The organism is Nonomuraea coxensis DSM 45129, assembly GCF_019397265.1.
GTDB classification, from domain to species: domain Bacteria; phylum Actinomycetota; class Actinomycetes; order Streptosporangiales; family Streptosporangiaceae; genus Nonomuraea; species Nonomuraea coxensis.
In genome coordinates this window covers 3,444,349-3,470,904 of record NZ_CP068985.1, presented here as the reverse complement: position 1 = coordinate 3,470,904, position 26,556 = coordinate 3,444,349, and the positions used below count along the sequence as shown (strand labels likewise).

Genomic DNA, 26,556 nt, shown 5'->3' with positions numbered 1-26,556 from the left:
AAGGCCCGGTCGGTGCTCGGGCAGGTCGGTGATCTGTTCGTCATCGTCCTGGAGGGCCTGCGGCGTAGCTGGGACGTCAAGAGCTGGTGGTGGGAGTTCGTCGACCAGTGCTGGTTCCTGGCCCGCGTCACCAGCGTCCCGGTGCTGCTGGTCTCCCTGCCGCTCGGCGCGACCGTGGCCCTCCAGGTAGGCGAGCTGGCCTGGCAGCTCGGCGCCGGCTCGGCCACCGGCAGCGCGGTGTTCGTCGGCCTCATCCGCGAGGTGGCGCCGCTGGCCAGCGCGCTGCTGATCGCGGGGGCCGGCGGCAGCGCCATGACCTCCGACATCGGCGCCCGGCACATCCGCGACGAGCTGTCGGCCATGGAGGTCATGTCCGTCAACCCGATCCACCGCCTGGTCACACCGCGCATGTGGGCGGCCGGCACGATCGCGGTGTGCCTGTGCCCGCTGGTCATCCTGGCGGGCGCCAGCGGCGGCTACTTCTTCAACGTCGTGGTGCAGGGCGTCACGCCCGGCGCGTACTTCGACGGCGCGCTGTCCCTGGTGGTCTCCTCCGACCTGTACGTCACGCTGTTCAAGGCGTGGATCTTCGGTTTCATCGCCGCGGCTGTGGCCTGCTACAAGGGCATGACCTGCGCGACCAGCCCGGTCGGCGTGGGGCGGGCGGTCAACCAGGCGACCGTGGTCACGTTCATGCTGGTGTTCACGTTCAACTACGTGATCTCGGCGGTGTACTTCCTCGCCTACCCCCCGAGGTCCCTGTGATGGTGACGCGGACCGCGGGTCTGCGGCTCGCCCACCGGGGGCGGGAGGCCGCCGAGCGGTTCGCCGGGCTGGCCGACTGGCCGCTGTTCGTGGGGAAGGTGCTCTTCTACTGCGTCCGCGACGTCGTGCTGCGGCTGCGGTACTTCAAGGTGGTCCTCCGGCAGGTCAGCGACGTCGTGGTGGGGGTCGGGGCGACCGTCATCGGCGGCGGCATGGTGTTCGTGGTGTTCACCATGGCGTTCGTCGTGGGCGCGACCGTCGGCCTGCAGGGCTACCAGGGGCTGCAGGCCATCGGCGCGGAGTCGTTCATGGGGCTGGTGGGCAGCTTCGCCAACGTCCGCGAGATCACCCCGATCATCGCGGCGACGGCGCTCGCGGCGCAGGTCGGCTCGTCGTTCACGGCCGAGCTGGGCGCGATGCGGATCTCGGAGGAGATCGACGCACTGGAGGTGATGGGCATCAACGCCTTCACCTACCTCATCTGCACCCGCGTGGTGGCGGCGCTGCTGGCGCTCATGCCGATCTATCTCATCGCGCTGTTCGCCAGCTTCTTCGCCACCCGGCTCATGTGCACGGCGCTGTTCGGGCTCGCGCCCGGCGTCTACGACTACTACTTCTACCTGTACCTGCCGGTCAGCGACATCCTGTTCAGCGTCGCCAAGGTCGGCGTGTTCGCCTTCGCGGTCATCGTGATCCACTGCTACCACGGCTACCACGCCACGGGCGGGCCGGTGGGGGTGGGGGTGGCGGCGGGCCGCGCCATCCGCCAGTCGATCGTCACGATCGTGCTGCTCAACCTGCTGCTGTCGTACCTGTTCTGGGGCGGCGGCGGCAACATACCGCTGACGGGGTGAGCCGGTGGCCCGATTCGAACTTCCCCTCGCCGCCCGGGTGGGCATCGCCTTCGCCATGCTCGCCGTGCTGGCGGCGGCGGGCGTCGTCGTGGTGCGCACGGCGACCGAGGCGGCAGGGACGCGGATCGACGCGGTGTTCTCCCGTGCCGGGCAGGGCCTGGACACCAACTCGCCGGTCAAGATCCGCGGCATCACGGTGGGCGACGTGACCGGCGTCTCGCTGGACGCCAGGGGCCGCGCCGTCGTCACCCTGCACGTCCAGCCGGGGGTGCGGGTGCCCGCCTCCGCGTCCGCCTCCGTCGAGCCCAGCTCGGTGTTCGGCCCCAAGTACGTGGCGCTCGTGCCCGGCCCGGACGAGACCACCGGCCCCTTCCTCGCCTCCGGCGCGGTCATCACGAACACCACGGGCCCGCTCGACCTGTCCGACACGCTCGGCGCCGCCTACCGCGGCCTCGACGCGATCGACCCGCGCGACGTCACCGTGATCGTCCACACCCTGGCCAGGGGCCTCGACGGCGAGGGAGACAACCTGCGCGAGCTGATCGGCGACGCCGGCACCGTCGTCGGCGTCGCCCACCGCCGGCGCGCCGAGGCCCGGCGGTTCCTGTGCGACACCGCCGCGCTCGGCACGGCCCTGTCGGACAAGGGCGACGAGCTCGTCTCCATCTCCTCCGACGTCAACGTCATCACCCCCGACCTGCTGAGACGCGCCGACAAGGTCCGCGCCCTGCTGCAGGAGGTCACCTCGATCTCCGGCCAGGGCGCGCACGGCCTGCGCGCGCACCGCCAGGACCTGCGGGCCGGGGTGCACTCCGCAGAACGGGTGGCCGCGCTCATCTACGCCCAGCTCGGCCTCGCCGGGGACGGCGTACGCGGCCTCAACCGGCTGCTCGACCTGCTCAACGAACTCGTCGAGGCCCCCGGGCCGGCCGGCAGGAACCAGCTCCAGGTGGAGGCGTTCGTGGAGACCGACATCTGCGAGCTGATCGCCGGCTCCTGCGGCCCGGCCGGCGGGAGGCGCTGACATGGGCGTCTCCGCCGAGCGGTCCCGCCGCCGCTGGACGTTCCTGCGCTTCGCGCTGTTCATCGGGCTGACCGTGACGCTGATCGTGGTGATCGCCGTGCAGATCGCCCGGGTCGGCGGCGGGGGCGGCTACCGCGTCGTCGCCGCCTTCGACGACGTGTCCGGGCTGGCCGAGGGCGACCAGGTGAAGATCGCCGGCGCGCCGGTGGGCCGGGTCGAGGACATCAGGGTCGTGGACGGCCGCGCCGAGGTCACCATGGAGGTGCAGGACGCCGTCCGGGTGCCGGCCGACACCGAGGCGGCGATCCGCTGGCGCAACGCGATCGGCCAGCGCGTGGTCTACCTGCTGCCCGGCACCGCCCCCGGCCGGCTGCCGCCCGGCGGCCGGATCGCGCGCACCTCGTCCGTCGTGGACGTCGGGCAGCTCGTCAGCGACCTCGGCCCGCTGACCCGCAGCCTGGACGCCGACCAGATCAACCAGCTCCTGACCGCCGCCGCGGCCTCCCTCAAGGGCAACGAGCGCAACCTCCCCCGGCTGCTGGACAACGTCGACGCCATCACCACCACGGTCAGCGAGCGCCGCCGGACCATCGAACAGCTGCTCAAGGACTACGCGACCGTCAGCGACGTGGTCGCCCGGCGCGACGACCAGATCGAGCGGCTCGTCGACAACCTCGTCACGCTCAGCGAGGCGTTCGCCGCCAACCGCAAGCTCGTGGACGACTCGCTGGTGGAGCTGTCGGCGACCGTGCACACCGCCGACCAGGTGCTCGGCAGGAACGCCGGGGAGCTGGGCGCGTTCGTGGACAACCTCCAGGGGCTGACCGGCGGCATCCGGCGGCACGTGGGCGAGATCGACAGGACGGTGGGCACCCTGCAGCCGGTGCTCGCGCGGGCGTACTCGACGGTGGACCGCGGCCGCTACTTCGTCACCGCCGTCCCCTGCGTGGCGCTCGGACCCGCGCCGTGCCCGTACGGGATGCAGACGCCGCCGCCGCTCCGCAACACCCGCGTGCAGAGCGCCGACGACCTGCGCAAGCTGATGGTGGGCCGCTGATGCCGCTGAAATCCTTTCGGGACCGCAACAAGCACGCCGTCGGCCTGGTGTCGATGGTGACGCTCGGCGCGATCCTCGTCGTCACGTTCCTGGTCGGCAACCTCGGGCTGCTGGAGGGCGGCTACACCGTCTCGGGCGTGTTCGCCGACTCCGGCGGGCTGCGCGCCGGCAACGACGTGCGGGTGGCGGGCGTCCGGGTCGGCAAGGTGACCGAGGTCCGCGCCGACTACGCCCGCGGCCAGGTGATCGTCACCTGGCGGGTGGACGACGGCGTACGGCTCGGCCGCGCCACCCGGGCCGACATCGCCCTGTCGAACCTGCTCGGCGGCCGGTACGTCAAGCTGTCCGGCGCCGTGGCGGCCCCGTACCTGGACCAGCTCCCCGAGGCGCAGCGGACCATCCCCCTGACCAGGACGGGCGTGCCGACGCTGGTCAACGACGCCATCAACGACGCCACCCGGCTGGTCAAGCGGCTCGACACCGACGCCGTGGACGACCTGCTGACCGAGCTGAACAAGGTGGACCTGTCCAAGAAGGGCCGGCTGACCCGGCTGCTGCGCAACATCGGCGACCTGTCGGACACGATCAGCAGGAGCGAGCCGCAGCTCCAGCGGCTCCTCGACAACGGCAACACGATCATGGACGTCCTGGAGAAGAAGGACAAACAGCTCGTCCGGCTCATCGACGCCATCGAGGTCATGCTGGGCGAGCTGCGCAGGCGGCGCGACGAGCTGCGCACCCTGCTCGGCGACGGCAGCGACCTCGTGCAGAGCACCACACGGCTGATCAGCGAGCACGAACGCGCCCTCGTCCAGGTGCTCGACGACAACGCGGCCATCACGACCCGGCTCAGCGGCAGCAACAAGGAGTTCAACTCGCTCCTGGCGTGGGCGGGCCCGACCTTCACGGGCCTCGCCACGATGGGCGGCCAGGGCCCGTGGCTGGAGGCCATCGCCACGGGCCTCGGTCCCATCAACCCGGAGGTGCTGGCCGCGGTGGCGAAGGACAGGAAGGACGACCGGTGAGGCGGCTGACGGCGGTCCTGACGATGTGGGCGCTGCTGGCGTCCGGGTGCTCGGTGGTGGGGGCGCGGCCGTACCGGCTGACGGCGATCTTCAGCGCCGCGCCCGCCCTGTACGAGGAGGCGCGGGTCAAGGTCATGGGCCTCGACGCCGGCTACGTCGAGAGCATCCGCGTCGACGGCGGCCGGGTGCGCGTGAGCCTGCTGGTGGACCGGGACGTGCCGCTGCCCGCGGACGTCCGCGCCGTGGTCGCGCCGCAGAACACCCTGGGCGAGCGGAACGTCGTCCTCTACCCGCCGTGGAAACCCGGCGACCGGCGGATCGCGGCCGGCACCACCATCCCGCTGGAGCGCACCGAGCTGCCCGTGGAGATCGACGACGCGCTCGACGCCTTCACCAAGCTGACCGACGCGCTCGACCCCGGCAAGCTGGGCGAGACGGCGGGCGACCTGGCCGGCAGCCTCCGGGGACGCGGCAAGACGATCAACAACGCGATCGCCGACACCGCCGAGCTGACCGGCACCCTCGCCAAGCAGGACCAGCAGCTCATCGACCTGGCCAAGGGCCTCAACAGGATCGCCACCACGCTCAACGAGCGCGAGAGCCAGGTGACCGGCGCCATCGACTCCTTCTCCGAGGCGAGCGCCATCCTGGCCGAGGAGCGGCGGCGGCTGCGCGGCTTCATCGGCGGCATGGCCGACTTCGTCCGGCGCGGCGACGTGCTCATCGAGCAGTACTCCACCCGGCTGCCCCGGGCCGCGGGAACGCTGGCCGAGCTGGTGCTGACGATGCGGGCCAACAGCGAGTCCGTCGCGCGGGCCGTCAAGGGCGCGGCCGACTTCGCCGACGTGCTCGTCGAGTCCTGGGACAGGAAGCATCACGTGCTGAAGATCCGGGTCGTGCTCAACGCGCTCACCAGGGCGTGGCTGCAACCGCTGTTCGACGCGCTGAAGCTGGGGCCGGTGCCGTGCCTGCCCGGCGGGCTCAGCAACTGCCCCTCGCAGAGGAGCCGCCGATGAGGGCCCGCCTGCCGGCCGCGCTGCTCGCGCTGCTCATGACCGCGTCCTGCTCGCTGTCGACGCTGGGCGCCACGAGCGGCGACCTGACGCTGTACGCCGTCTTCGACGACGTGCAGAGCCTGGTCACCGGGCACAGCGTGCAGATCTCCGACGTACGGGTGGGCACCGTCACCGACATCCGGCTCCAGGGCTACCGGGCCAGGGTCACCATGGCGGTCCGGACCGCGCACCGGGTGCCGCGGGGCAGCACGGCCACCGTCGCGAAGACGTCCGTGCTGGGCGAGAACTACGTGCTGCTCACCCCGCCGCCCGGCAAGGACCTGACCACGGGGCCGTACCTCGCCGACGGCGCCACCATCGCCGACACCGCCGTCGAACCGGACATCGAGCAGGTCACCGCCAGGGCCGGGCCGCTCATCGAGGCGCTCGGGGCGCAGGACGTCAACGCCATCCTCGACGCCGCCTCGACCGCGTTCGCCGGGCAGGGCGACCAGGTCAACCGGCTGATCAGGCAGACCGCCGAGGTCACCGACGCCTACGCCGCCGCCCGCGCCGACCTCGCCACCACGATCGACGCGCTGGCCCGGCTGGGCGACGACCTGGCCGAGGGCAGCGACGAGCTGGACCGGCTGCCCGGCACGCTCGCCGCGGCCACCTCCCGGCTCGCGCACGGCCGCCGGCACATCAAGACGACCGTGATCGCCCTGACGAAGCTGGCCAAGGAGGCCAACCTCACCGTCTACCCGCGCCACGCCGCCCGGCTGCGTACGCTGCTGCGCGAGCTGGAGGCCATCTCGTCGTCGATGCAGCGCGGCAAGGAGGACCTCAAGAGGCTGGTGGACGAGATCCAGACGTTCATCGACGCGCCGCCGATCGTGGTCAACGGGCAGATGCTCACCTACCTCTGGCTGAAGGGCCTGCTGCTGCCCGCCCCCGCCCCCTCCGGCGACCCGCCCGCGGCCGACCGGCGCGGGGACTTCCGCCTGCTGCTGGAGCCGCCGCGATGAGGAACCGCATCTACCTGAACCTCGGCTTCTTCGTGCTGCTCGGGATCGTCATGACGGTCTGGGCGTTCAGCACCGTCATCCGGCTGGACGTCATCGAGCGGCCCTACCGGGTGTCGGCCGAGTTCGTCTCCTCCCCCGGGCTGGTACGCGGGTTCGACGTGGCGTACCTGGGGGTGCGGGTCGGCAGGATCGGCGACGTGCGGCTCGCGCCCGGCCGGATCGTCGTCGGGCTCGACCTCGACCGGGACGTGCGGCTGCCGAAGGGCGTGACGGCCGAGGTGCGGCGCAAGTCGGCGGTCGGGGAGCCGTACGTGGAGCTGTCGCCGCCGGCGAGCGGCGTCCAGGGGCCGGTCCTCGCTGCCGGGGACACGATCCCGCTGACCAGGACGGCGGTGCCGCTCGACTACAAGCGCCTGTTCGAGGGCGTCGGCAAGCTGCTGAACGCCGTACCGCCGCGCGACGCCAGGACCATCACCCACGAGCTGGCCGTCGCGCTCGACGGGCGGGCGCCGACGATCCGCAACCTCGTCGAGGACGCCCATTCCCTCACCGGGACGCTGGCCGACAACGCCGACGTGCTCGACGACCTGTCGGTTCAGCTCACCCGGCTCACGCACACCCTGGCGGGGCGGAAGGACGCCCTCGCCTCCGGGATCGGCGACCTCAGCGCGGTGACGGCCGCGCTGCGCGCCTCGCGGACCGACCTCAACGCCTTCCTCGACCAGGGGCCGGGGGTGTTCGCGCAGCTCGACGCCGCCATCAAGCAGTCGCGGCCGGGGTTCTCGTGCCTGCTGACGGGGCTCGGGCTGCCGCACCGGCCCGCGTTCTCCGCCGCGACCGAACGCAACACGCACCACCTGCTCGCCATGGTGCCGACGGCGCTCACCCTGGCCGCCGACATCAGCGAACGGCAGGGCGACACCGTGTACGGGAAGGCGACGTTCATCTTCAGCGTGCCGGGCGGGCCGCCCCCCGCCGAGGAGTACGCGGGACCGCTCGGGCCGCCGTCGGTGCCCCGGGTGCGCGCCTGCCCGAAGCGGGCGGTCGCCGCCGACGTCCGGCACACCGGCGCCCCGGCCTCCCCCCTCCCGTCCGAAGACCCCGGCGCCACGTCGCCGCCCGAACCCTCGTCCGAGCCGTCGTCCGAGCCGTCGTCCGAGCCCTCCGACCAGGGCGAGCTCGACCCCGGGACGCCCTCCCCCAGCGGGGTGGCCGCCCCGTCGTCCCGTACCCCGACGAACATCGTCCCGCTGATTGTCGCGATCTTCCTCGCCGTCGTGGCGAGTGGTGGCATCGTGGGCTGGACCGCGGCGGGCCGGGCGGCCCGCCGCCGTGAGGAGTCCGATTGACCCCCGAACAGGACCTCGCCCCCTCCCCCACCGAGACCTCGCCCCCCTCCCTCGACGAGACTCCCCCCTCCGCCGAATCCGAGGGGACGCCCGCCGACGACGGGGGGAAGCGGCGCCGGGTGCTCCGCGCCAAGCTGGTGGGGGCGGTGGCCGCGATGCTGGTGGTGGCGCTCGCCGCCACCACCGTCCTCCAGTGGTTCGCCGCGGCCCGCGCCGGCGAGGCCCGCACCGCGCTGGAGGCCGAGCGGGCGCTGCGCCTGGAGGTGTCCGGCGCGGCGAGCGCGTTCAGCACGTCGTTGCTGAGCTACGACTACCGCGACCTCCAGTCCACCCGCTCCACCCTGAGCGCCCAGGCGACGGGCGACTTCCTCACCACCTACGACACCGCGTTCGGCGGCGCGATGGCGCAGGTCATCGTCAAGCTGAAGGCCGTCGCCCAGGCCACGGTCCGCGAGGTGTACCTGGCCGACGTGGACGAGGCCACGGCGCACGCGATCGTCGTCGTCGATCAGCAGGTGAACACCTCGGAAGCGATCCGCTCGGTGAGGGATTCGCACCTTAAGATCGCTCTTGTGAAGGAGAAGGGCGTCTGGAAGGTCCGCGACGTCACCGTGCTCGGCGCCGCCTCGGACGACCAGTACGCCCTCGACGACGGCAAGACCGACCCGAAGAAGAAGGACTGACGATCGGCCCTCTGGCGATGGGCGGCCACCCCGGTGAGGTGCGCGCGCCCGAACACTGGCTCACCGAGGTGGAGCGCGAGCGTGCCGCGCGGTTCCGGTTCGAGGCGGACCGTGACACGTTCGTCGCCGCCCACCTGCTCGTCCGGCTCTGCGCGGCGGCCGCGCTCGACGCGGACCCGGCCGCGCTCACGCTGCTGCAGGTCTGCGACGTGCACGGCCCCGGCCACGGCAGGCCGTACCTGGAGCAGGCCCCCGAGCTGGGTGTGAGCCTCAGCCACACCCGCGGGTACGTCTGCGCCGCGGCCGGCCCCGGCAAGGTCGGCGTGGACGCCGAGCACGTGCCGCCGGGCCCGCTGGACGAGGCGCTGGCCGAGCGCGTGCTCACCGCGCGCGAGCGGGCCTCGGTCACCGGGAACGACGAGCTGATGCGGCGCTGGACCCGTAAGGAGGCGCTGATCAAGCGGGGCGAGCTGTCGCTGGACCGGCTCGGCTGCGGCGGCGACGACCTCGACGGCCGCCACCTGCTGGAGTGGACCGCCGGCCCGGACATCAGGGTGGCGGTCGTCACGGACTTCCCGGCCCGCCGCGTGCCGATCCCGCGCCTGGCCTAGGCGGAGGCGCGGCGGGTCGGGGTGGGGTCGAGGAAGACCAGCCTGACGACGGGGAACTCCCGGCGCAGCCGCCGGTCCACCTCGTCGCAGGCGATCTCGACGCCGGCCGCGCTGGCCTCGTCCCTGAAGTCGATCTTGGCGGCGACCAGCACCGCGCCGGGGCCGATCATCATGGTGAGCAGCTCGACGACGTCCTCGACCTCCGGCTGGGCCAGGAGCACCGCGCGGATGCCGGTCTCCAGGCCGGGCGGCGCGGCCTGCCCGATGAGCAGCGACAGGTTGGCCCGGATCAGGGTGAGCGCGGCCAGCAGCAGGAGCAGGCCGATCGCGACGGAGGCCAGTCCGTCCCACAGGGCCGACCCGGTGAGCTGCGAGCCGAGCAGGCCGCCGCCCGCGATGAGCAGCCCGGTCAGCGCCGCCGCGTCCTCGAACACCACGGCCTTGAGCGCCGTGTCGGAGGTGATCCGCACCAGCCGCACCGGGTGGACCCGGTAGCGGGCCGCCTCGGCGCGCAGCTGCCGGTACGCCTTGGCGAACGACAGGGCCTCGATGACGAAGGAGACGGCCAGCACGAGGTAGGACGGGACGAGGTTGCCGAGCCGCTCGCCGTGGCTGATCTCGTGGACGCCGTGCGTGACGGAGAAGCCCGCGCCGCCGACGAGCGTCGCCACCGCCGCCATCATGGCCCAGACGAATCCGGACTTGCCGTACCCGAACGGATGCCGCCGGTCCGCGGGCTTGCCCGACCGGCGCACCGCGACCAGCAGCAGGAGCTCGGTGACGGTGTCGGCGGCCGAGTGCGCGGCCTCGGAGAGCATGGCCGCCGAGCCGCTGATCAGGCCGGCGACCAGCTTGGCCAGCGCGATGGCCAGGTTGGCCGCGCCGGCCACGAGCACCGTGCCGAGGCTCTCCCCGCCCGTCTCCGCCGGCCTCTCCTCCATGCCGTCAACTGTACGTACGCTACATTGGAGATCATGAGCGCCCCTCGCTGGCTGTCATCCGCCGAACAGCGTGCCTGGCGCACGCATCTGGCGCTGCACAAGCTGCTCATGCACCGGCTCGACCGCGAGCTGCAGGAGCACTCCCTGTCGCTCAACGACTACGAGATCCTGGTCAACCTGTCGGAGAGCCAGGGCCGCCGGATGCGCATGAGCGACCTGGCCGACGCCACCATCCAGTCCCGCAGCCGCCTGTCGCACCAGATCTCCCGCATGGAGGCCAAGGGCCTGGTCAAGCGGGAGGACTGCCGGGACGACCGGCGGGGCACGTTCGCCGTGCTGACGGACGAGGGCTGGGAGACCATCCAGCGGGTGGCGCCGTTCCACGTGGCGAGCGTGCGCGAGCACTTCGTGGACCGGCTCACCGACGAGCAGCTCGAAGCGATCGAGGCGGCGTACGCGCCGCTCGTGGAGCAGCTGAAGAAGCTGCGCTGACGGCCGCCGCGCGAGGGCGCGGGCCGACATCCAACCGATATCCGCGACGGCGCGCGGCCCCCGCCGCCGGTCGCTACGATCCGCTCATGCTCAGAAGACTTCTGATCGTGGCGGTTCTCGCGCTCACGTCGGCCTGCTCGTCGGGCGGCGGGGGCGAGCCCGAGCTGCCCGCCGGCCCCGACCTGATGAAGAAGGCCGCCCAGGCCATGACGACGGTCAAGTCGGCCGCCTTCTCCATCGCCACCGAAGGCAAGCCGGAGGTGCCGCTGCAGAAGGCCGACGGCAGGCTCACCGCCGGGGGCGACGCCGACGGCACGCTCACGATCTCCATCCTGGGCAACCTCCAGGAGGTCACCTTCGCCCTCGTCGGCGACACGGTGCACTTCAAGGGCCCGACGGGCGGCTTCCAGAAGATGACCCGGCAGCAGCTCGCGCAGTTCTACGACCCCTCGGTGATCCTGGAGCCGACGAAGGGCATCGCGAAAATGCTGTCCTCGGCGGTGAACCCGCAGGTCGAGGGCGTCGAGAGCGGCTCCTACCGGGTGGCGACGACGTTCCCTGCCCAGGTGGTCAAGGACATCGTGCCCGGCGTCACGCAGGACGTGAACGGCAAGGTCTGGATCGACCAGGCCACCAGCAGGCTCAGCAAGGCGAGCCTGCCGTTGCCTGGCGGCACCGTGACGGTGTCGTTCAGCGACTACGACGCGCCGGTCACGATCACGCCCCCCGCCGGATGACGGCCGTCGCCCGCCGGGTCGCGCTCGGCGCGGGTGGCGCGGTGGTGCTGCTGGCCGCGCTCGACGCCTACGTGGTGGTGACCGTCCTCATCGAGATCGCCAGGGACGTCGGCGTGCCGCTCAACCATCTGGAGCGGGCCACGCCGATCGTCACCGGGTTCCTGCTCGGCTACATCGCGGCGATGCCGCTGCTCGGGCAGCTCTCCGACCGTTACGGGCGGCGGCCGCTGATCCACGCCTGCCTGGCGGCGTTCGCGCTCGGGTCGGTGCTGACGGCGCTGGCGTCCGGAGGGACGATGGTGGTGGCCGGGCGGACCGTGCAGGGGATCGCCGGCGGGGCGCTGCTGCCGATCACGATGGCGCTCATCGGCGACCTGTGGGAGGAGCGGGAGCGGCCGGTCGCGCTCGGCGCGGTCGGGGCGGCGCAGGAGCTGGGCTCGGCGCTCGGCCCTCTCTACGGCGGGCTGCTGGCGCAGATCCCGGCGGTCGCGGTGGCGGGCGTCGAGCTGGGCGGCTGGCACGCCATCTTCTGGGTCAACGTACCGCTGGCGGCGCTCGCGGCGGTGGCGGTCCACTTCACCGTCCCCGGCCGTCCTGCCCGGCCGGTGGAGCGCGCGGCCCGCCGGGTGGACGCGGCCGGCGGCGCGCTGCTGGCCCTCGCCCTGGCCCTGCTCGTCATCGGCCTGTACAACCCCGACCCGGCCGAGGCGTTCCTGCCGCCCTGGGGAGCGCCGTTGATCGCGGCGGGCGCGGTGGCGGGCGCGGTTTTCGTCTGGTGGGAGATCCGCTCACCCGTACGCATCCTCGACCTGTCCGGCGTCCCCAAGGGCCCGCTGCTGGCGACGCTGGGCGTGAGCTTCCTCGCGGGGGCGGCGCTGCTGGTGACGATGGTGTTCGTGCCGTTCACCGCGCAGACACTGCTCGACCGCGACGAGCTGGGCGCGGCGTTCGTGCTGGCCCGCTTCCTGATCGCGCTGACCGTCGGGGCGCTGCTCGGCGGGGTCCTCGCCCGCCGGCTGGGCGAGCGCGTGGTCGCGGTGGCGGGCATGGCGGTCGCCGCCGCCGGCTACGGGCTGATGAGCCGCTGGCCGCTGCGGCTGGCCGAGGCGGGCCTGGTCGTGGACGCCGACCTGGTGGTGGCCGGGCTGGGCCTCGGCGTGGTGATCGCCCCGGTGTCGTCGGCGGTGCTGCGGGCCGGCCGGGCCGACCAGCACGGGGTGGCGTCGGCGGCGGTCGTGGTGGCGAGGATGATGGGCATGCTGGTCGGCATCGCGGCGGTGTCGGCGTGGGGGTTCCACCGGTTCCAGTCGCTCACGGCCGACCTGGACACGCCGCTCCCGTTCGGCGTGGACGCCGCCACCTACCAGCGGCAGCTCGCCGAGTACACCTCGCAGGTGCAGGCGGCGCTGCACGTGGAGTACACCGAGATGTTCCTCGTGACGGCGTTCGTCTGCCTGGCGGGCGCGGCGGCCGCCTTCCTCATGCCCCGCCGCCCGCCCCGCCTCCCGGAGCCGGTCCCCGCGCCGGCCCCGGACCCGGCGACGGAGACCCGCTGACTCAGGGGTTCACGACGGCCGGGCCGGGGCGCGGCCCGGTCATGGCGACAGGCGGTGGAGGTCGCGGGGGAAGGCGGTGGTCTCGCGGATGTTGGCCGCGCCCGTCAGCCGGGCCGTCCAGCGTTCCAGGCCCAGCGCGAACCCGCCGTGCGGCGGCATCCCGTGCCTGAACGCCTGCAGATACCGTTCGGAGAATCTCAGTGATCCTCTTGCCTGATTCGCTGGCATCTACCAGGCCGGAGCCTGGTCTAACGTCGCCTCCACAGGCGTTTAGCGTCTCCGGGGAACTGCCCGGCGACGTGGAACTAGGCCGCTTCCTGTTCGAGGTTCATCGCCTCGAGCAGGTTGCGGGCGGCGTTGACGTCCCGGTCGTGGACGAGTCCGCACCCACACCTCCACACCCGATCGGCAAGGGTCAACTCCCGGTGCCACCGCACTTTCGCCGCCCCGCCGGAGCGGGACGGCCTCGACAGGACCCGATGACGGGGGTCAGGCCGACGGGGCATTTCCTCCCCGCACTCAGGAGTGTCTTCGCCGCGGGGCCCGGGGCCGCCTTCCCAGCTTCCGGCGGCTCGCGCGGGCGCTCCCGTTCCCACGGAAGCGCCCGCTCGCGTCACTTGTCCTTCTTGGAACGCTTTTCCCTGATCTTCATGGTGACCTCGATCGGCGAGCCCGCGAAGCCGAACTCCTCACGGATGCGCCGCTCGATGAAGCGCCGGTAGGTGTCCTCCAGCCAGCCGGAGGTGAACAGCACGAACTTCGGCGGCTCGGTCGACGCCTGCGTGGCGAAGAGGATCTTCGGCTGCTTGCCGCCCCGCACCGGCGGCGGCGTCTGCTGCACCAGCTCGGTCAGGAACGCGTTGAGCCGCGACGTCGGCATCCGCGTGGACCACGAGTCGAGCGCCTTCTCCAGCGCCGGGACCAGCCGGTCGACGTGCCGGCCGGTCTTGGCGGAGATGTTGACCCGCAGCGCCCACGGGGTGCGGACGAGCTGCCGGTCGATCTCCTTCTCCAGGTAGTAGCGGCGGTCCTCGTCGACGAGGTCCCACTTGTTGAAGGCCACCACCATGGCCCGCCCGGACTCGATGACCAGGCCGATGATGCGCAGGTCCTGCTCGGTGAGCGGCTGGCTGGCGTCGATCAGCACGATCGCCACCTCGGAGCGCTCCAGGGCCGCGCGGGTGCGCATGGCGGCGTAGAAGTCGGCGCCCTGCAGCTCGCGGTCGCGCCTGCGGATGCCGGCGGTGTCGATGAAGCGCCAGGTGCGCCCGCCCAGCTCGACCAGCTCGTCCACCGGGTCGCGGGTGGTGCCCGCCATCGGGTCGACCAGCACCCGCTCCTCGCCGGCGAGCTTGTTGAGCAGGGAGGACTTGCCGACGTTGGGCTTGCCGAGCAGCGCGATCCTGGCCGGGCCGCGCTCGGTCTCGAAGGTGACGCGCGGCGTGTCGGGCAGCGCGTCGAGCACGACGTCGAGCAGGTCGCCGCTGGAGCGGCCGTGCAGGGCCGAGACGGGATAGGGCTCGCCGAGGCCGAGCGCCCACAGCGCGGCGGCCTCGAACTCGAGCTGCTGGTTGTCGACCTTGTTGGCGGCCAGCACGACCGGCTTGCCCGACTGGCGCAGCACGGCGCCCACGATCTCGTCGGCGTCGGTCGCGCCCACGGTGGCGTCCACCACGAACACGATCACGTCGGCCAGCTCGACGGCGACCTGCGCCTGCTCGGCGATGCGCAGGCCCATGCCGGTGGCGTCGGGGTCCCAGCCGCCGGTGTCGACGACGGTGAAGCGGCGGCCCCGCCAGTTGGCCTCGTAGGTGACGCGGTCGCGGGTGACGCCCGGCACGTCCTCGACGACCGCCTCGCGGCGGCCGATGATGCGGTTGACCAGCGTGGACTTGCCGACGTTCGGGCGTCCTACGATGGCGACGACGGGCAGCGGCGTGCTGTCGCCGTGCTCGGTGATCTCAAGGTCGTCGAGCTCTGCCTCGACCCAGTCCCCCGTTGACACGATATTTCGTCCTTTGTGTGAGTACCGCGCCTGATGTCGTCATCAGGCGCGCTCCTTGACCAGCCTCAACACCTCCGCGATCACCTCGTCGAGGCTGAGCGCGGTGGTGTCGAGCTCGACGGCGCCATCCGCCATCGAGAGTGGGTCGGTCTTCCTCGTCGAGTCCAGGGTGTCACGCCTGGCCATCGCCTCCTGCTGGGCCTCCACCGTGGTGCCGGCCAGCTCGGCCGAACGCCTGCGGGCACGGGCCTCCGCGCTCGCCGTCAGGTAGATCTTGACGGGGGCGTCGGGGCAGACGACGGAGCCGATGTCGCGGCCCTCGACGACGATGCCGCCGGCGCCGATGACCTCCCGCTGGAGGGCGACCAGCCGCACCCGCACCTCGGGGACGGCGGCCACGGCGGAGACCGCGCCGGTCACCTCGGCCTCCCTGATCGGCCCGCCCACGTCGACGCCGTCGACGTGGATGGCGGGCGCGTCGGGGTCGGTGCCGGAGACGATGACCGGCTCGCCGCAGCGGGCCGCGATGGCCGCCGGATCGGCGAGGTCGACGCCCTGCCGGACCATCCACCAGGTCATCGCGCGGTACATGGCCCCGGTGTCGAGGTAGCGCAGGCCCAGCGCGCGGGCGACCCCGCGCGACACGCTCGACTTGCCCGACCCCGAAGGTCCGTCCATGGCGACGACCAGACCGGTCACGGCCTCTCCCTCTTCACGTGTGTCTCGACCTGAAGAGGCTACCGCGTCCAGCTCAGTCGGCGATCCAGCTCCCGTGGAAGCCGAGCGGGACACGGGCAGGAAGGTGCACGGTGGCGACCGGCTCGCCGGTGAAGTCGCGGGCCGAGACGATCACCAGGTCGGCCGCTCCCCTGTCCGGGGCGTTGACCAGCGTCATCACGTAGCCGTCGTCCTCGGCCTCGCCCTCGGGGACGAAGACGGGCTCGCCGACGTACGCGCCCCGCCCGAACTGCCGCGCCTCCTGCGTGCCGCGGACCAGGTCGTGCTTGATCAGGGTGTTGTCGAACGCCGCGTCCGGCAGGTCCTCCAGCTCCGTGTCGTGCGGACTGACGATGTCGTTCAGCTCCCGGGCGGCGGCGGTGTAGCCGTAGCGGTGGGGCAGGCCGGTGCGCCGCTCGTCGATGCGCGGGAACTCCTGGGCGCGGTCGTCCAGCCGGGTCTGGGCGACCTTGCCGGAGGCCGGGTCGATGCGCCAGCGGTCGAGGGTGGGAGCGCCGCCGGCGTCGAGCCGGGCGTCCACGAACCTCTTGGGGTAGCGGATCACGTCCACCACCACCTCGTCGCCGTCGTCGTAGGCGTTGACCGTGTGGAAGACCCAGCACGGCTCCACGTCGAACCAGCGCGTCTCGCCGCCGGCGCGGGGCAGCAGGCCGATCCGGGCGCCGTGGGCCTCGTTCCAGGCGTACGGCAGCGGAGCGCCCTTCTCGGCGTGCTCCATGCTGAACGTGACCGGCAGGTCGTAGAGGACGACGTAGCGCTCGGTGAGGGCGAAGTCGTGCAGCATCGGCGCGTCGGCGATCGGGATGTCGCGCACCTGCCGCACCGTGCCGTCGGGGCCGAGGACGAGGTGCTGGTGGTGGTCCCAGCCGAAGAAGTACGCGACCGCGTGCAGCTCGCCGGTGACCGGGTCGGCGTGGGTGTGGGCGGCGAACCCGCCCGGCAGCCCGCCGCCGAAGTCGCAGCTGCCGATCGTCTCCAGCTCGTAGCTCAGCTCGTACGGCAGCGCGCCCGCCTCCACGGTCGCGAACGTGCGCCCGGCCAGCCCGATGACGTGCGTGTTGGGCGCGAAGTCCATGCCCGCGTGCACGGGCCCAGGACGGACCGGCTCGCCGAGCCGGCGGGCGACCGACGCGCTGCGCACCCACCGGTTGCGGTACCACTCGGCGCGGCCGTCGCGCAGCCGCACCCCGTGCACCATGCCCTCGCCGAGGAACAGGTGGGAGGCGTGCGGGTCGTCGAGGCTGAGCGGGTTGGGGCCGTTGCGCAGGAAACGGCCGTTGAGCACGGCCGGGATGCGGCCGGTCACCTCCAGGTCGAAGGCGGTGACCTCCTCGGTCACGGGTGCGAAGCCGTCCCTGAACGGGGTGGTGGTCATGACGCGGTCCTCTCTGCGGACTCCTCGTACGGCAGTTCGCGGGGTTCGCCGCCGGGCTCACCGAGTTCGTCGTCGGGCAGGCCGGGCGGCAGCAGGAAGGGGGCGAGCACGGCGGAGTACAGGGCGCGGTAGCGCCCGGCGGACTCGGGCGGGGCGAAGAAGCCGGTGATCTCCAGGCTGACGGCGCCGTGGACGGCCATCCAGAGCAGGTCGGCGATCTCGCGGGCGGTGCCGCCGCGCAGCAGGCCCTGCTCCAGGCACGCCCGTACGGCGTGGACGAGCAGGTCGAACGCGCGCCGCGCGGCCGCCACGGCCTCCGGCCCCGGGCTGAACCCGGGGACCGCGCCCTGGAACATGACGCGGTAGTAGTCGGGCTCGGCGAGCGCGTACTCACGGTAGGAGTCGAGCCCGGCCCGCAGGTCGGCCAGGGGGTCGGCCGGCGGGTCGGCGAGGACGTTCGCCAGGGGGTGGCGGTGGGCGCCGGCGCGCAGCCGGCGCTCGAACCGGGCGAACCCCTCCAACCACAGCGCCTCGACCAGCCCGTCCTTGCCGCCGAACAGCGTGTAGATGACCTTGGTGGAGCAGCCGGCCTCGCCCGCGATGCGCCGGACGGTGAGCGCGCCCGGCCCTTCGGTGACGAGCAGGCGCGTGGCGGTGTCGAGGATCGCCGTCCTGACGACGCCCTGCCCTTCTCGCTGTGCCTGCTGGTACGCGGTCGCCATGCTCGGTAACGCCGTTTCTGCTCGGTAACGTTGTTACCGACCTTTCTACGCCTCCGCCGCCGGTTCTTCAACCGCTATTTCGGGACTAAGGGTGTTTTGGGCGGTAAGTGCACTGATGTGAGTGAAGCCCGCGTCACGGTCGTGGTCGCCAGCAAGGACCGCCTGCGAGCGCTGGCCCGCTCGCTCCCCCGCCATCCGCGCCCCGTGATCCTCGTCGACAACGGCTCGTCCGACGGGACGGCGGGCTTCGTCCGCAAGCACTTCCCCGACGTCCAGGTGGTCGAGGCGGGCGAGAACCTGGGGGCGCCCGCCCGCAACATCGGCGTGCGCCTGGCGGAGACGCCGTACGTGGCCTTCGCCGACGACGACTCCTGGTGGGCGCCGGGCGCGCTCGAACGGGCGGCCGACGTGCTGGACGCGCACCCGCGGCTGGCCGTCCTGGGGGCGCGCGTGCTCGTGGGACCCGAGGAGCGGCTGGACCCCGTGTCCGAGCAGATGGCGCACTCGCCGCTCGGCGCCGAGCCGGACCTGCCGGGGCCGAGCGTGCTGGGCTTCCTGGCGTGCGGCGTCGTGGTGCGGCGGGAGGCGTTCCTGGAGGCGGGCGGGTTCGACGACGTGATCTTCTTCTTCGGGGAGGAGGAACGGCTGGCGGTCGACCTGGCGGCGCGCGGATGGGGCCTCGCGTACGTGGGCGACGTCGTGGCCCACCACCACCCGTCACCGCCCAAGGACCCCCGGGGACGCCAGGTGCTGGCCGCGCGGAACTCCGTCCTCACGGCGGTCCTGCGCCGCCCCTGGAGGGTGGTGGCCCGCCGGCTCCTCGCCGCGCTGCGCCGTGGACCCGCGGGCTGGGAGGGGCTGCGCACGGCCGTACCCCGCCTGCCGCGGGCGCTGGCCGCCCGCCGCGCCCTCCCCCCGGCCGTCGAACGCGACCGCCGCCTCCTGGAACGCACCGGCGGCTGACGTCGCGGCGCCCGCTGTTACCTCCCCTGCACGACGGGCAGCAGGCCGATATGAGTACAGCACCGAACCCGATCCAGCTCCAGAAGCACCTGAGCGGCGTGGACTACCCCGCCAGCAAGAACGACCTGGTCCAGGCCGCCCGCGACCACGGAGCGGACGACGACATCGTCAAGGCCCTGGAGAACATGCCGGACCGCGAGTACGACGGCCCCAACGCCGTCAGCCAGGCGGTCACCAAGAAGTGACCGAGCGGTGACCAGCGTGCGCGGCGGGCCGCCGGCACCCGTCGCGCACCCCGCCGGAGCCCGGGCAGATCAGGGGAGCTGCCAGCCCCGGTCGCGCAGCGCCTCGACGAGCGAGGCCGCGGCGTCGGGCTGCACCGACAGCTCGGCGACGCCCAGCGGCAACCCGGGCGCGTGCTCCAGCCGGACGTCCTCGACGTTGACCCCGACCTCGTCGCACACCTGGAACAGGCGGGCGAGCTGACCGGGACGGTCGCCGATGACCACCTGCACCACCGCGTACGCCGAGGCGGGCCCGCCGTGCTTGCCCGGAATGCGGTCGTGCCCGGCGACACCCCGCTTGAGGAGCTGCGTGATGTCCTGCATGGCGGTGCCGTCGCCGTCCGCCAGGGCGCGCAGCGCGCCGGCGGCCTCGGTGAGGTCCCGGGCGACGGCCTCCAGCACCTCGGCGACCGGGGCCGCGTTGCCGGACAGGATGCCGAGCCACAGGCCGGGGTCGCTGCCGGCGATCCTGGTGACGTCACGGACGCCCTGACCGGCCAGGCCGAGCGCGACGTCCGTGGTGTCGGCCAGCCGCGCGGCCACGGCGGAGGCCGTGACGTGCGGCGCGTGGGACACGACGGCCACCGCCCGGTCATGCTCGACCGCGCCGACCTCGACCGGGTTCGCCCCGCACAGCTCCGCCAGCCGCAGCACGGCGGCCTTCGCCCCGGGAGCGGCTTCCTCGGTGGGGCACAACGCCCACGGGCGGCCCAGGAACAGGTCCTCGCGGGCCGCGCCCGGGCCGCTCCGCTCCCGCCCGGCGAGCGGGTGCGAGGCGACATAGGACGACAGGTCGCAGCCGAGCCGCCTGGCCCGGTCGATGGGCTCGGCCTTGACGCTCGCCACGTCGGTGTAGAAGCGGGCGGCGCCGTGCCGCTGCAGCTCCAGCAGCTCGTTCGCCACGAACGCCGGAGGCACCGCGATCACCGCCAGGTCCACGCCCTCCTCGGGCGGGGTCTCCGGCGCCCACTCCTCGCCCGCGCCGAGCTCGCGCGCCAGCCGTACGGCGCCGGGGTCGCGATCGGCGAGCAGGACCCGCACGCCGTGCCTGCGCAGCGCCAGCGCGGTGCTGGTGCCGATGAGACCGGTGCCGACGACGAGCACGGTGCGTAGTTCCATCTGGATGTCCTGGTGTGTCGGGCCGCCCCTGGCCGGGGCTTACTGGGCGATGTCCTGGCGGAGGGCGACGGCGCCCCGCAGATAGACGTGGTGGATCTCCGAACGGGGCCGGTCGGTCTCGATGTGGGCCATGAGGCGGACGACGCGGGGCAGCGCGCCCGGCACGCCTATCTCGGAGCAGCAGATCAGCGGCACCTCGTGGAAGCCCAGCTTGCGCGCCGCCAGCGCGGGAAACTCCGCCGTCAGGTCGGGCGTGGCCGTGAACAGCACGCTGATCACGTCGTCCGTGGTCAGCCGGTTGCGCTCCATGAGCGTGCTCACCAGCTCGGTCGTGCCCTCGATGATCGAGTCACGATCGTCGGCGTCCACCTGGATCGCCCCACGGACCGCCCGCACCATGTGGTTCGTCCCCTTCTGACAAGCGGGAGAGCCCGTACGGGACAAAGCACGCACGGGCTCCTGCGTTCGGACAGATTACAGCTTCACGGCCGCGTACAGCTCGCCGACCTCTTTCAGGGTCAGCGCGCGGATCGTGCCGGGCTTGGTGCGGCCCAGCTTCACCGGGCCGAACTCGATCCTGGCCAGGTCGATGACCCGGTGCCCCGCCTCCTCCAGCATCCGCCTGACGACGTGCTTGCGCCCCTCGTGCAGGACGACCTCGACCAGCGCCTGCTGGGCGTGCTCCTGCACGATGGCGAAGCTGTCGGCCCTGGCGAGGCCGTCCTCCAGCTCGATGCCCTGCTTGAGCCGCCGCCCGAGGTCCCTCGGGATCGGGCCGGGCACCTTCGCCCAGTACTTCTTCTGCACGCCGTAACTCGGGTGGGTGAGCCGGTTGGCCAGCTCGCCGTCGTTGGTGAGCAGCAGCAGGCCCTCGGTCTCGGTGTCGAGCCGGCCCACGTGGAACAGCCTCGGCGCCAGCTCCTGGACGAAGTCGGCCAGGCACGGGCGGCCCTGCGGGTCCTCCATGGTGGACACGACGCCGATGGGCTTGTTCAGCGCGTAGTAGACCAGGTCGGGGGCCGTCGGGATGCGCTTGCCGTCCACATGGATGACCTGCTTGGCCGGGTCGACCTTGGCGCCGAAGCGCCGTACGACCTGGCCGTTCACCGTGACGCGGCCCTCGCCGATCATCTCCTCGCACGCCCTGCGGCTGGCCACGCCCGCCTGCGCGAGCACCTTCTGCAGCCGGACGCCGTCCGGGACCTCGGTGGTGTCACGCTCGTCGGTGTAGCCCTCGGGGAACAGGTCGCGGTCGCGGATGGGCTGGCGGCCCGCCTTGATCCGGGCCTGCTGGGGGCTGCCGGGACCCTTGCGGTCACCGGACGCGCCGCCTCCCGGCCCGCCGGTCCTGCCGGCCCTGCCGATCGTCTGGACGTCGTCGCGCCTGCCGCCACGGGCGTTCGCCCGTACGACGCCGCGGGGCGCGTCGCCGTCACGCCTGCCGTAGCGGGAACGGGTCGACCCCGCCTCGCGGGGCGCGCCCTGCTCGGAACGGCCCCCGCCCCGCTCGGACCGGTAGCCGCCCCGGTCATCCGACCGGTAGCCACGCCCCTCGGAACGCTCACCGAACCGCTCGCCACGCCCCTCAGAACGGTCACCGAACCGGTCGGTACGCCGCTCAGGACGGTCACCGAACCGATCCGTACGCCGCTCAGGACGGTCACCGAAACGATCCGTCCGCCGCTCGGGGCGGTCGGTGGACCGGTCGGTGCGGCGCTCGGGGCGGTCGGCTCGGTAGCCGCCGCGGTTACCGTCGCGGTCGCGGTCCCAGCCCCGGTTGCCGCCCCGCTCACCTGACCGGTCACCACCGTACGAGCGGTCGCCGGATCGGTCGCGGTCACGGTCGCCCCGGGGGCCGCCGAAGCCTTCGCCGCGCGGGCGCTCGGCGCGGGCGCTGCGACCGTACCTGTCAGGCCGGTCGGAGCGGTCGGAGCGGTCGTCCCGGGAGTACCCGCCGTCCCGGTCGGCACGGGCGGGCCGGTCGTCGCGGTCGCCGCGCGGCCAGGAGCCGCGGTCACGGTCGCCGCCGCGGTCGCCGGCGTAACGGTCATCGCGGCGGTTTCGGTCATCTCGGGGGTAGCGGCCCTCGCTCGCGCCGTCACGTCCGCCGTACCGGGCGCGGGAGCCCCCGCGGTCGGCGCGGAGGGAGTCGCGCGAAGGCCGGCCGTCGCCGCCGGAGTCGCGGCCGTAGCCACGGTTGTCACGGTCACCGCCGTACGAGCGGTCGCCGGCCGACCGGCCGCGGTCACGGTCGCCGTAGGACCGGTCGCGGTCGCCGGACGTCCGGCCGCCGTACCCGCGGTCGTCGCGCTCCGTGCGGAAGGCGGGACGCCCGCCACGGCCGGCACTTCGGTCCGAGCCGCCGGTGCGTCCACGACCGCGTCCATCACCGGACGGGGTGCTTCGCCTGTTGATCACTTTGTTGTCTCCTCGAGGTTCTCCACGTCGTCGGGGAGGAAGGGCGCGAGCTCGGGGAGCTCGCTCAGGTCCCGTAGTCCCAGACGTTCAAGGAAGTATGAGCTTGTCCGGTAGAGCACTGCCTGGCTCTCCGGGTCGGTGCCGGCCTCCTCGACCAGCCCCCTGGCGACGAGCGTCCGCATGACGCCGTCGCTGTTGACGCCGCGTACGGCGGCGACACGGGCGCGGCTCACCGGTTGCCGGTAGGCCACGACCGCGAGAGTCTCCAACGCGGCCTGGGTCAGCCGCGACTGCTGGCCGTCGCGGACGAACCGCTCGACCAGCGCGGCGCAGTCGGCGCGCGTGTAGAACCGCCAGCCGCCTGCGACCTCTCTCAGATCGAAACCCCGCCCGGAGGCGGTGTATTCCGCCGCGAGCCCGCGCAGCGCGGCGGCCACCTCGTGGGTGGGGCGCTCCAGCACCTGCGCGAGGGTCACCTCGGCGACGGGCTCATCGACCACCAGCAGGATAGCCTCCAGAGCCGCCTGCAGCGTCGGCCCTTCCGCCCGCTCCCGCACCTCCCCCTGGTCACCGCCGCCGGCGAACTGGCTGCCTGCGTCGGCCCCCGAATCGGAGAACGGCGGCTCCGGCTGCTCGGCAGCCGTCGGCGCCGGCGGAGGTGTCGCGGCGCCGCCCAGTGTCCCCTGCCCCGCCGGTGCCGTCCCGGAGGAGAAGACGGCGGGCTCGAACGCTTCTGCCGCCTGAGAGGGCTCGGCGGGCTCGGACGCTTCTGCCGCCGTAGGCCCAGACACCTCGGCGGGCCTGGCCGCCTCCCTGGGTTGAGGGGCGTCGTCGGACTGAGGGACCTTGGCGGGCCCAGGCGCCTCCCCAGGCTGACGGGCCTCGCCAGGCTGACGGGCCTCCCCAGGCTGACGCGCCTCTTCGGGCGGAGGGGGGTCGGTGGGGGTGGGGTCCGGGGGGTGGGCCAGGGAGCCTGGGAGGGTCATCCAGGCGGGCAGGGGCTGGCGGGAGTCGGGCGGGTTGGGGCTGTCAGTCATTGCGTGGCTTCTCCGCTGATTCCTCGTAGTCGTCCCCCACCGCCACGTCCCCTTCGTCGGCCCCGGTCCAGGTGACGTGCAGGTCGCCCAGCGGCTCGACCTGCTCGAACGTCACCGCCGCCTCCCGGAACAGCTCCAGCACGGCCAGGAACCGCGCGATGACCTCGAAGGTCCCCGTGCAGTCGGCGACGAGCGCGCGGAAGGTGGCCCGGCGCAGCCGCCGCAGGTGCATGACGAGGATCGCGGCCTGCTCCTTGACGCTGGCCAGCGGCTGGTAGATGTGCCCGATGCTGACGGTGGGCGGCGCTTTGGGGGTGAAGGCCCGGGCCGCGATCCTGGCGAGTTGCTCGGGCCCGATGCCGAGCACCAGCTCGGGCAGCAGGTTCGCGAACTGGGGCTCCATCTGCACGGTACGCGGGAAGCGCAGCGCCTCCTCCGCCATGAGCCCGGAGAAGACCTTCGCCACCTCTTTGTACGCCTTGTACTGCAGCAACCGCGCGAACAGCAGGTCCCTGGCCTCCAGCAGCGCCAGGTCCTCCTCGTCCTCCACCTCGCCGGAGGGCAGCAGCCTGGCCGCCTTCAGGTCGAGCAGCGTGGCCGCGACCAGCAGGAAGTGGCTGGTCTGGTCGAGGTCCCACTCGGGGCCCCGGGAGCGGATGTAGGCGATGAACTCGTCGGTGACCTTGGAGAGGGAGACCTCGGTGATGTCGAGCTTGTGCTTGGCGATGAGGCCGAGGAGCAGATCGAAGGGCCCTTCGAAGACGTCCAGGTGGACCTGGAAGCCCTGGGGGTCGCTCTGCTCGGCGGCGGTGGTCACCTGGCCATTGTGGCAGGTGCCGGCCAGCGCGAGAGCACTTCGCGGGCCAGCTCGCGATAGGCGTTGGCGCCCAGCGAGGAGGGGTCGAACGTGGTGATCGGCTCGCCGGCGACGGTGGCGTCGGGGAAGCGCACGGTGCGGTTGATGACCGTGTGGAACACCTTGTCGCCGAACGCCTCGACCACGCGGGCCAGCACCTCGCGGCCGTGCAGGGTGCGGGCGTCGTACATGGTGGCGAGCAGGCCCTCGATCTCGAGGTCCTCGTTGAGGCGCTCCTGGACCTTGGAGATGGTGTCCATGAGCAGCGCGACGCCGCGCAGCGCGAAGAACTCGCACTCGAGCGGCACCATGACGCCGTGGGCGCAGGTGAGCGCGTTGATGGTGAGCAGGCCGAGCGACGGCTGGCAGTCGATGAGGCAGACGTCGTAGTGCGGCAGCAGCGGCTTGATGACGCGGCCGAGCACCTGCTCGCGGGCCACCTCGGTGACGAGCTGGACCTCGGCGGCGGACAGGTCGATGTTGCTGGGCAGCAGGTCGAGGCCCTCGACGCCGGTCTGCAGCAGCACCTCCTCGGCGGTGACGCCGCGCTCCATGAGGAGGTTGTAGACGGTCAGGTCGAGCTGGAGCGGGTTGATGCCGAGGCCGACGGAGAGCGCGCCCTGGGGGTCGAAGTCGACCAGCAGCACCTTGAGGCCGCATTCGACGAGCGCGGCGCCCAGGTTGATGGTGGTCGTGGTCTTGCCGACCCCGCCCTTCTGGTTGACCATCGCGACCACGCGCGCCGGGCCGTGCACGGCGGGGGGCACCGGCTCGGGGAACACCGGCCGGGGCCGCTGGGTGGGCCCTAGGTTGACGCCGTTGGAAGGCGCGTTGGTCTTCGTGTCGCCCCAGGGGTTGTCGGGGGTCCCCGGGGTCGAACCCTTGGTCGTCACAGTCACCAGCTCGAACCTCCCTGACGGTCCCGAACCGGACCGTCCGGACGGACACTATGGCGTCACCACTTAACGCGGCAAGGCGGCACGCCGTCGGTGCCGCACGTCGCAAAAACTATAGATCACTGCCGGGCGCGCGGGTGCGCGGCCGCGTAGACCTCGCGGAGCTTGTCGACCGTGACCAGGGTGTAGACCTGCGTGGTCGTGACCGAGGCGTGGCCGAGCAGTTCCTGGACCACCCTAACGTCGGCGCCGCCGTCAAGGAGGTGGGTTGCGAATGAATGGCGTAGAACGTGCGGGCTTATCCCGTCGAGTCCGGCCCGTTCGGCGGCGGCCTGGAGCACTTCCCAGGCGCCCTGCCTGGTCAGTCGTCCGCCGCGGGCGTTGAGGAAGACGGCGGGCGTGCCGCGCCCGTGCGCGAGCAGGCCGGGCCGGGCGCGGACGAGGTAGGCGTCGAGCGCGGCGCGGGCGTAGCGGCCCAGGGGGACGACGCGGGTGCGGCCGCCCTTGCCGCGCAGGCGCACCTGGTCGTCCTCCAGGTCGTCGACGGCCAGGCCGACGGCCTCGGAGATGCGCGCGCCGGTGCCGTACAGGACCTCCAGCAGGGCGCGGTTGCGCAGGGTCAGGGGGGCGCCGTCGGGGCCGGAGGCGGCGATGAGCCGCTCGACCTCGTCCACCGTGATGGCCTTGGGCAGCCGGCGGAGCTGGCGCGGCGGGCGCACCTGGTGGGCGGGGTCGTGGGCGGTGACGCCTTCGCGCAGGGCGAAACGGTGCAGGCCGCGTACGGCCGAGACCGCGCGCGCGGCCGAGCTGGCGACGAGCGCGGGATGCTCCCCGTCGCCCTCGCGCAGCGCGGCGAGGAAGGCCTGGACGTCGGCCTCCCCCACCTCGCCGAGCTCGCCACGGCCGCGCGCCCGCAGGTGCTCCATGTAGCGGCGCAGGTCACGGCGGTAGGACGCGAGCGTGTTGGCGGCCAGGCCCCGCTCCACCGCCAGATGGGCGAGGTAGCTGGAGAGCACTGCCTCCACG

29 protein-coding genes are annotated in these 26,556 nt (G+C 72.8%); 15 read left to right on the top strand and 14 right to left on the bottom strand.

What is annotated here, in order from left to right:
• Positions 1-12: 12 nt before the first annotated feature.
• Genes Nocox_RS16185 through Nocox_RS16140 form a run of 10 tightly spaced genes read left to right on the top strand, consistent with a single transcriptional unit; the run spans position 13 to position 9,391 of the window.
• Entirely contained in the window at positions 13-765 is a 753-nt protein-coding gene (locus Nocox_RS16185) for an ABC transporter permease (protein ID WP_020547952.1), read from the top strand.
• Positions 765-1,619, top strand: coding sequence for an ABC transporter permease (locus tag Nocox_RS16180; protein WP_020547953.1), 855 nt, complete (start codon positions 765-767; stop codon positions 1,617-1,619). The genes Nocox_RS16185 and Nocox_RS16180 overlap by 1 nt, the downstream gene beginning before the upstream one ends.
• Before the next feature lie 4 nt (positions 1,620-1,623).
• Complete coding sequence (locus tag Nocox_RS16175) at positions 1,624-2,643, top strand: MCE family protein (protein WP_020547954.1); 1,020 nt, start codon at positions 1,624-1,626, stop codon at positions 2,641-2,643.
• 1 nt (position 2,644) lies between these two features.
• On the top strand, positions 2,645-3,700 hold the full coding sequence (locus Nocox_RS16170; RefSeq protein WP_020547955.1) for an MCE family protein: 1,056 nt from the start codon (positions 2,645-2,647) through the stop codon (positions 3,698-3,700).
• Positions 3,700-4,725: an MlaD family protein gene (locus Nocox_RS16165; RefSeq protein ID WP_020547956.1), complete on the top strand. Its 1,026-nt coding sequence runs from the start codon at positions 3,700-3,702 to the stop codon at positions 4,723-4,725. Before Nocox_RS16170 ends, Nocox_RS16165 begins: the two co-directional genes overlap by 1 nt.
• Positions 4,722-5,741: an MCE family protein gene (locus Nocox_RS16160; protein ID WP_020547957.1), complete on the top strand. Its 1,020-nt coding sequence runs from the start codon at positions 4,722-4,724 to the stop codon at positions 5,739-5,741. The genes Nocox_RS16165 and Nocox_RS16160 overlap by 4 nt, the downstream gene beginning before the upstream one ends.
• Positions 5,738-6,748, top strand: coding sequence for an MCE family protein (locus Nocox_RS16155; RefSeq protein ID WP_020547958.1), 1,011 nt, complete (start codon positions 5,738-5,740; stop codon positions 6,746-6,748). The genes Nocox_RS16160 and Nocox_RS16155 overlap by 4 nt, the downstream gene beginning before the upstream one ends.
• Complete coding sequence (locus Nocox_RS16150) at positions 6,745-8,097, top strand: MlaD family protein (protein WP_020547959.1); 1,353 nt, start codon at positions 6,745-6,747, stop codon at positions 8,095-8,097. Before Nocox_RS16155 ends, Nocox_RS16150 begins: the two co-directional genes overlap by 4 nt.
• Entirely contained in the window at positions 8,094-8,780 is a 687-nt protein-coding gene (locus Nocox_RS16145) for a hypothetical protein (RefSeq protein WP_020547960.1), read from the top strand. The genes Nocox_RS16150 and Nocox_RS16145 overlap by 4 nt, the downstream gene beginning before the upstream one ends.
• A gap of 17 nt (positions 8,781-8,797) precedes the next feature.
• Positions 8,798-9,391: a 4'-phosphopantetheinyl transferase family protein gene (locus Nocox_RS16140; protein ID WP_020547961.1), complete on the top strand. Its 594-nt coding sequence runs from the start codon at positions 8,798-8,800 to the stop codon at positions 9,389-9,391.
• Here the strand turns inward: Nocox_RS16140 and Nocox_RS16135 are convergent.
• Complete coding sequence (locus tag Nocox_RS16135; protein ID WP_020547962.1) at positions 9,388-10,332, bottom strand: cation diffusion facilitator family transporter; 945 nt, start codon at positions 10,330-10,332, stop codon at positions 9,388-9,390. The genes Nocox_RS16140 and Nocox_RS16135 overlap by 4 nt on opposite strands.
• Before the next feature lie 33 nt (positions 10,333-10,365).
• Here Nocox_RS16135 and Nocox_RS16130 point away from each other — a divergent pair, with 33 nt between their 5' ends.
• The 3 genes from Nocox_RS16130 to Nocox_RS16120 all read left to right on the top strand — a co-directional run bounded on the left by Nocox_RS16130 (position 10,366) and on the right by Nocox_RS16120 (position 13,117).
• On the top strand, positions 10,366-10,824 hold the full coding sequence (locus Nocox_RS16130) for a MarR family winged helix-turn-helix transcriptional regulator (RefSeq protein WP_020547963.1): 459 nt from the start codon (positions 10,366-10,368) through the stop codon (positions 10,822-10,824).
• Between the two features lie 86 nt (positions 10,825-10,910).
• Entirely contained in the window at positions 10,911-11,561 is a 651-nt protein-coding gene (locus Nocox_RS16125; protein WP_020547964.1) for an LppX_LprAFG lipoprotein, read from the top strand.
• A complete protein-coding gene (locus Nocox_RS16120) occupies positions 11,558-13,117 on the top strand; it encodes an MFS transporter (protein ID WP_020547965.1) in 1,560 nt (519 codons plus the stop codon). The genes Nocox_RS16125 and Nocox_RS16120 overlap by 4 nt, the downstream gene beginning before the upstream one ends.
• A 39-nt stretch (positions 13,118-13,156) precedes the next feature.
• Here the strand turns inward: Nocox_RS16120 and Nocox_RS16115 are convergent, their stop codons facing one another.
• The 6 genes from Nocox_RS16115 to Nocox_RS16090 form a co-directional block, all read right to left on the bottom strand.
• Entirely contained in the window at positions 13,157-13,276 is a 120-nt protein-coding gene (locus tag Nocox_RS16115; protein WP_020547966.1) for an amino acid--tRNA ligase-related protein, read from the bottom strand.
• 146 nt (positions 13,277-13,422) lie between these two features.
• A complete protein-coding gene (locus tag Nocox_RS43055) occupies positions 13,423-13,623 on the bottom strand; it encodes a zinc ribbon domain-containing protein (RefSeq protein WP_246649797.1) in 201 nt (66 codons plus the stop codon).
• Positions 13,624-13,730: 107 nt separating this feature from the next.
• Positions 13,731-15,077 carry a ribosome biogenesis GTPase Der gene (der, locus tag Nocox_RS16105; RefSeq protein ID WP_246649869.1) on the bottom strand — a complete coding sequence of 449 codons (1,347 nt, stop codon included), beginning with the start codon at positions 15,075-15,077 and terminating at the stop codon, positions 13,731-13,733.
• Between the two features lie 87 nt (positions 15,078-15,164).
• On the bottom strand, positions 15,165-15,821 hold the full coding sequence (gene cmk / locus Nocox_RS16100) for a (d)CMP kinase (protein ID WP_020547969.1): 657 nt from the start codon (positions 15,819-15,821) through the stop codon (positions 15,165-15,167).
• Between the two features lie 52 nt (positions 15,822-15,873).
• Entirely contained in the window at positions 15,874-17,235 is a 1,362-nt protein-coding gene (locus Nocox_RS16095) for a carotenoid oxygenase family protein (RefSeq protein ID WP_020547970.1), read from the bottom strand.
• Positions 17,232-17,957, bottom strand: a complete 726-nt coding sequence (locus Nocox_RS16090) for a TetR/AcrR family transcriptional regulator (RefSeq protein ID WP_020547971.1) — start codon at positions 17,955-17,957, stop codon at positions 17,232-17,234. Before Nocox_RS16090 ends, Nocox_RS16095 begins: the two co-directional genes overlap by 4 nt.
• Positions 17,958-18,074: 117 nt before the next feature.
• Between Nocox_RS16090 and Nocox_RS16085 the strand changes: the two genes are divergently transcribed.
• Positions 18,075-18,920, top strand: a complete 846-nt coding sequence (locus Nocox_RS16085; RefSeq protein ID WP_026215313.1) for a glycosyltransferase family 2 protein — start codon at positions 18,075-18,077, stop codon at positions 18,918-18,920.
• Between the two features lie 50 nt (positions 18,921-18,970).
• Positions 18,971-19,165, top strand: a complete 195-nt coding sequence (locus Nocox_RS16080) for a DUF2795 domain-containing protein (RefSeq protein WP_026215314.1) — start codon at positions 18,971-18,973, stop codon at positions 19,163-19,165.
• Between the two features lie 69 nt (positions 19,166-19,234).
• On the opposite strand, the gene Nocox_RS16075 is transcribed toward Nocox_RS16080, so the two are convergent.
• From Nocox_RS16075 to xerD, 7 genes are all read right to left on the bottom strand, one after another.
• Positions 19,235-20,323: a prephenate dehydrogenase gene (locus Nocox_RS16075; RefSeq protein WP_020547974.1), complete on the bottom strand. Its 1,089-nt coding sequence runs from the start codon at positions 20,321-20,323 to the stop codon at positions 19,235-19,237.
• 39 nt (positions 20,324-20,362) lie between these two features.
• On the bottom strand, positions 20,363-20,722 hold the full coding sequence (gene aroH / locus Nocox_RS16070) for a chorismate mutase (RefSeq protein ID WP_020547975.1): 360 nt from the start codon (positions 20,720-20,722) through the stop codon (positions 20,363-20,365).
• 75 nt (positions 20,723-20,797) lie between these two features.
• Positions 20,798-22,741 carry a pseudouridine synthase gene (locus tag Nocox_RS16065; protein ID WP_020547976.1) on the bottom strand — a complete coding sequence of 648 codons (1,944 nt, stop codon included), beginning with the start codon at positions 22,739-22,741 and terminating at the stop codon, positions 20,798-20,800.
• Entirely contained in the window at positions 22,738-23,298 is a 561-nt protein-coding gene (gene scpB / locus Nocox_RS16060; protein WP_026215315.1) for an SMC-Scp complex subunit ScpB, read from the bottom strand. Before scpB ends, Nocox_RS16065 begins: the two co-directional genes overlap by 4 nt.
• A 472-nt stretch (positions 23,299-23,770) precedes the next feature.
• Complete coding sequence (locus Nocox_RS16055; RefSeq protein WP_020547978.1) at positions 23,771-24,595, bottom strand: segregation and condensation protein A; 825 nt, start codon at positions 24,593-24,595, stop codon at positions 23,771-23,773.
• A complete protein-coding gene (locus Nocox_RS16050; RefSeq protein WP_425517797.1) occupies positions 24,592-25,527 on the bottom strand; it encodes a ParA family protein in 936 nt (311 codons plus the stop codon). Before Nocox_RS16050 ends, Nocox_RS16055 begins: the two co-directional genes overlap by 4 nt.
• A gap of 122 nt (positions 25,528-25,649) precedes the next feature.
• On the bottom strand, positions 25,650-26,555 hold the full coding sequence (xerD, locus tag Nocox_RS16045) for a site-specific tyrosine recombinase XerD (protein WP_020547979.1): 906 nt from the start codon (positions 26,553-26,555) through the stop codon (positions 25,650-25,652).
• Position 26,556 lies beyond the last annotated feature (1 nt).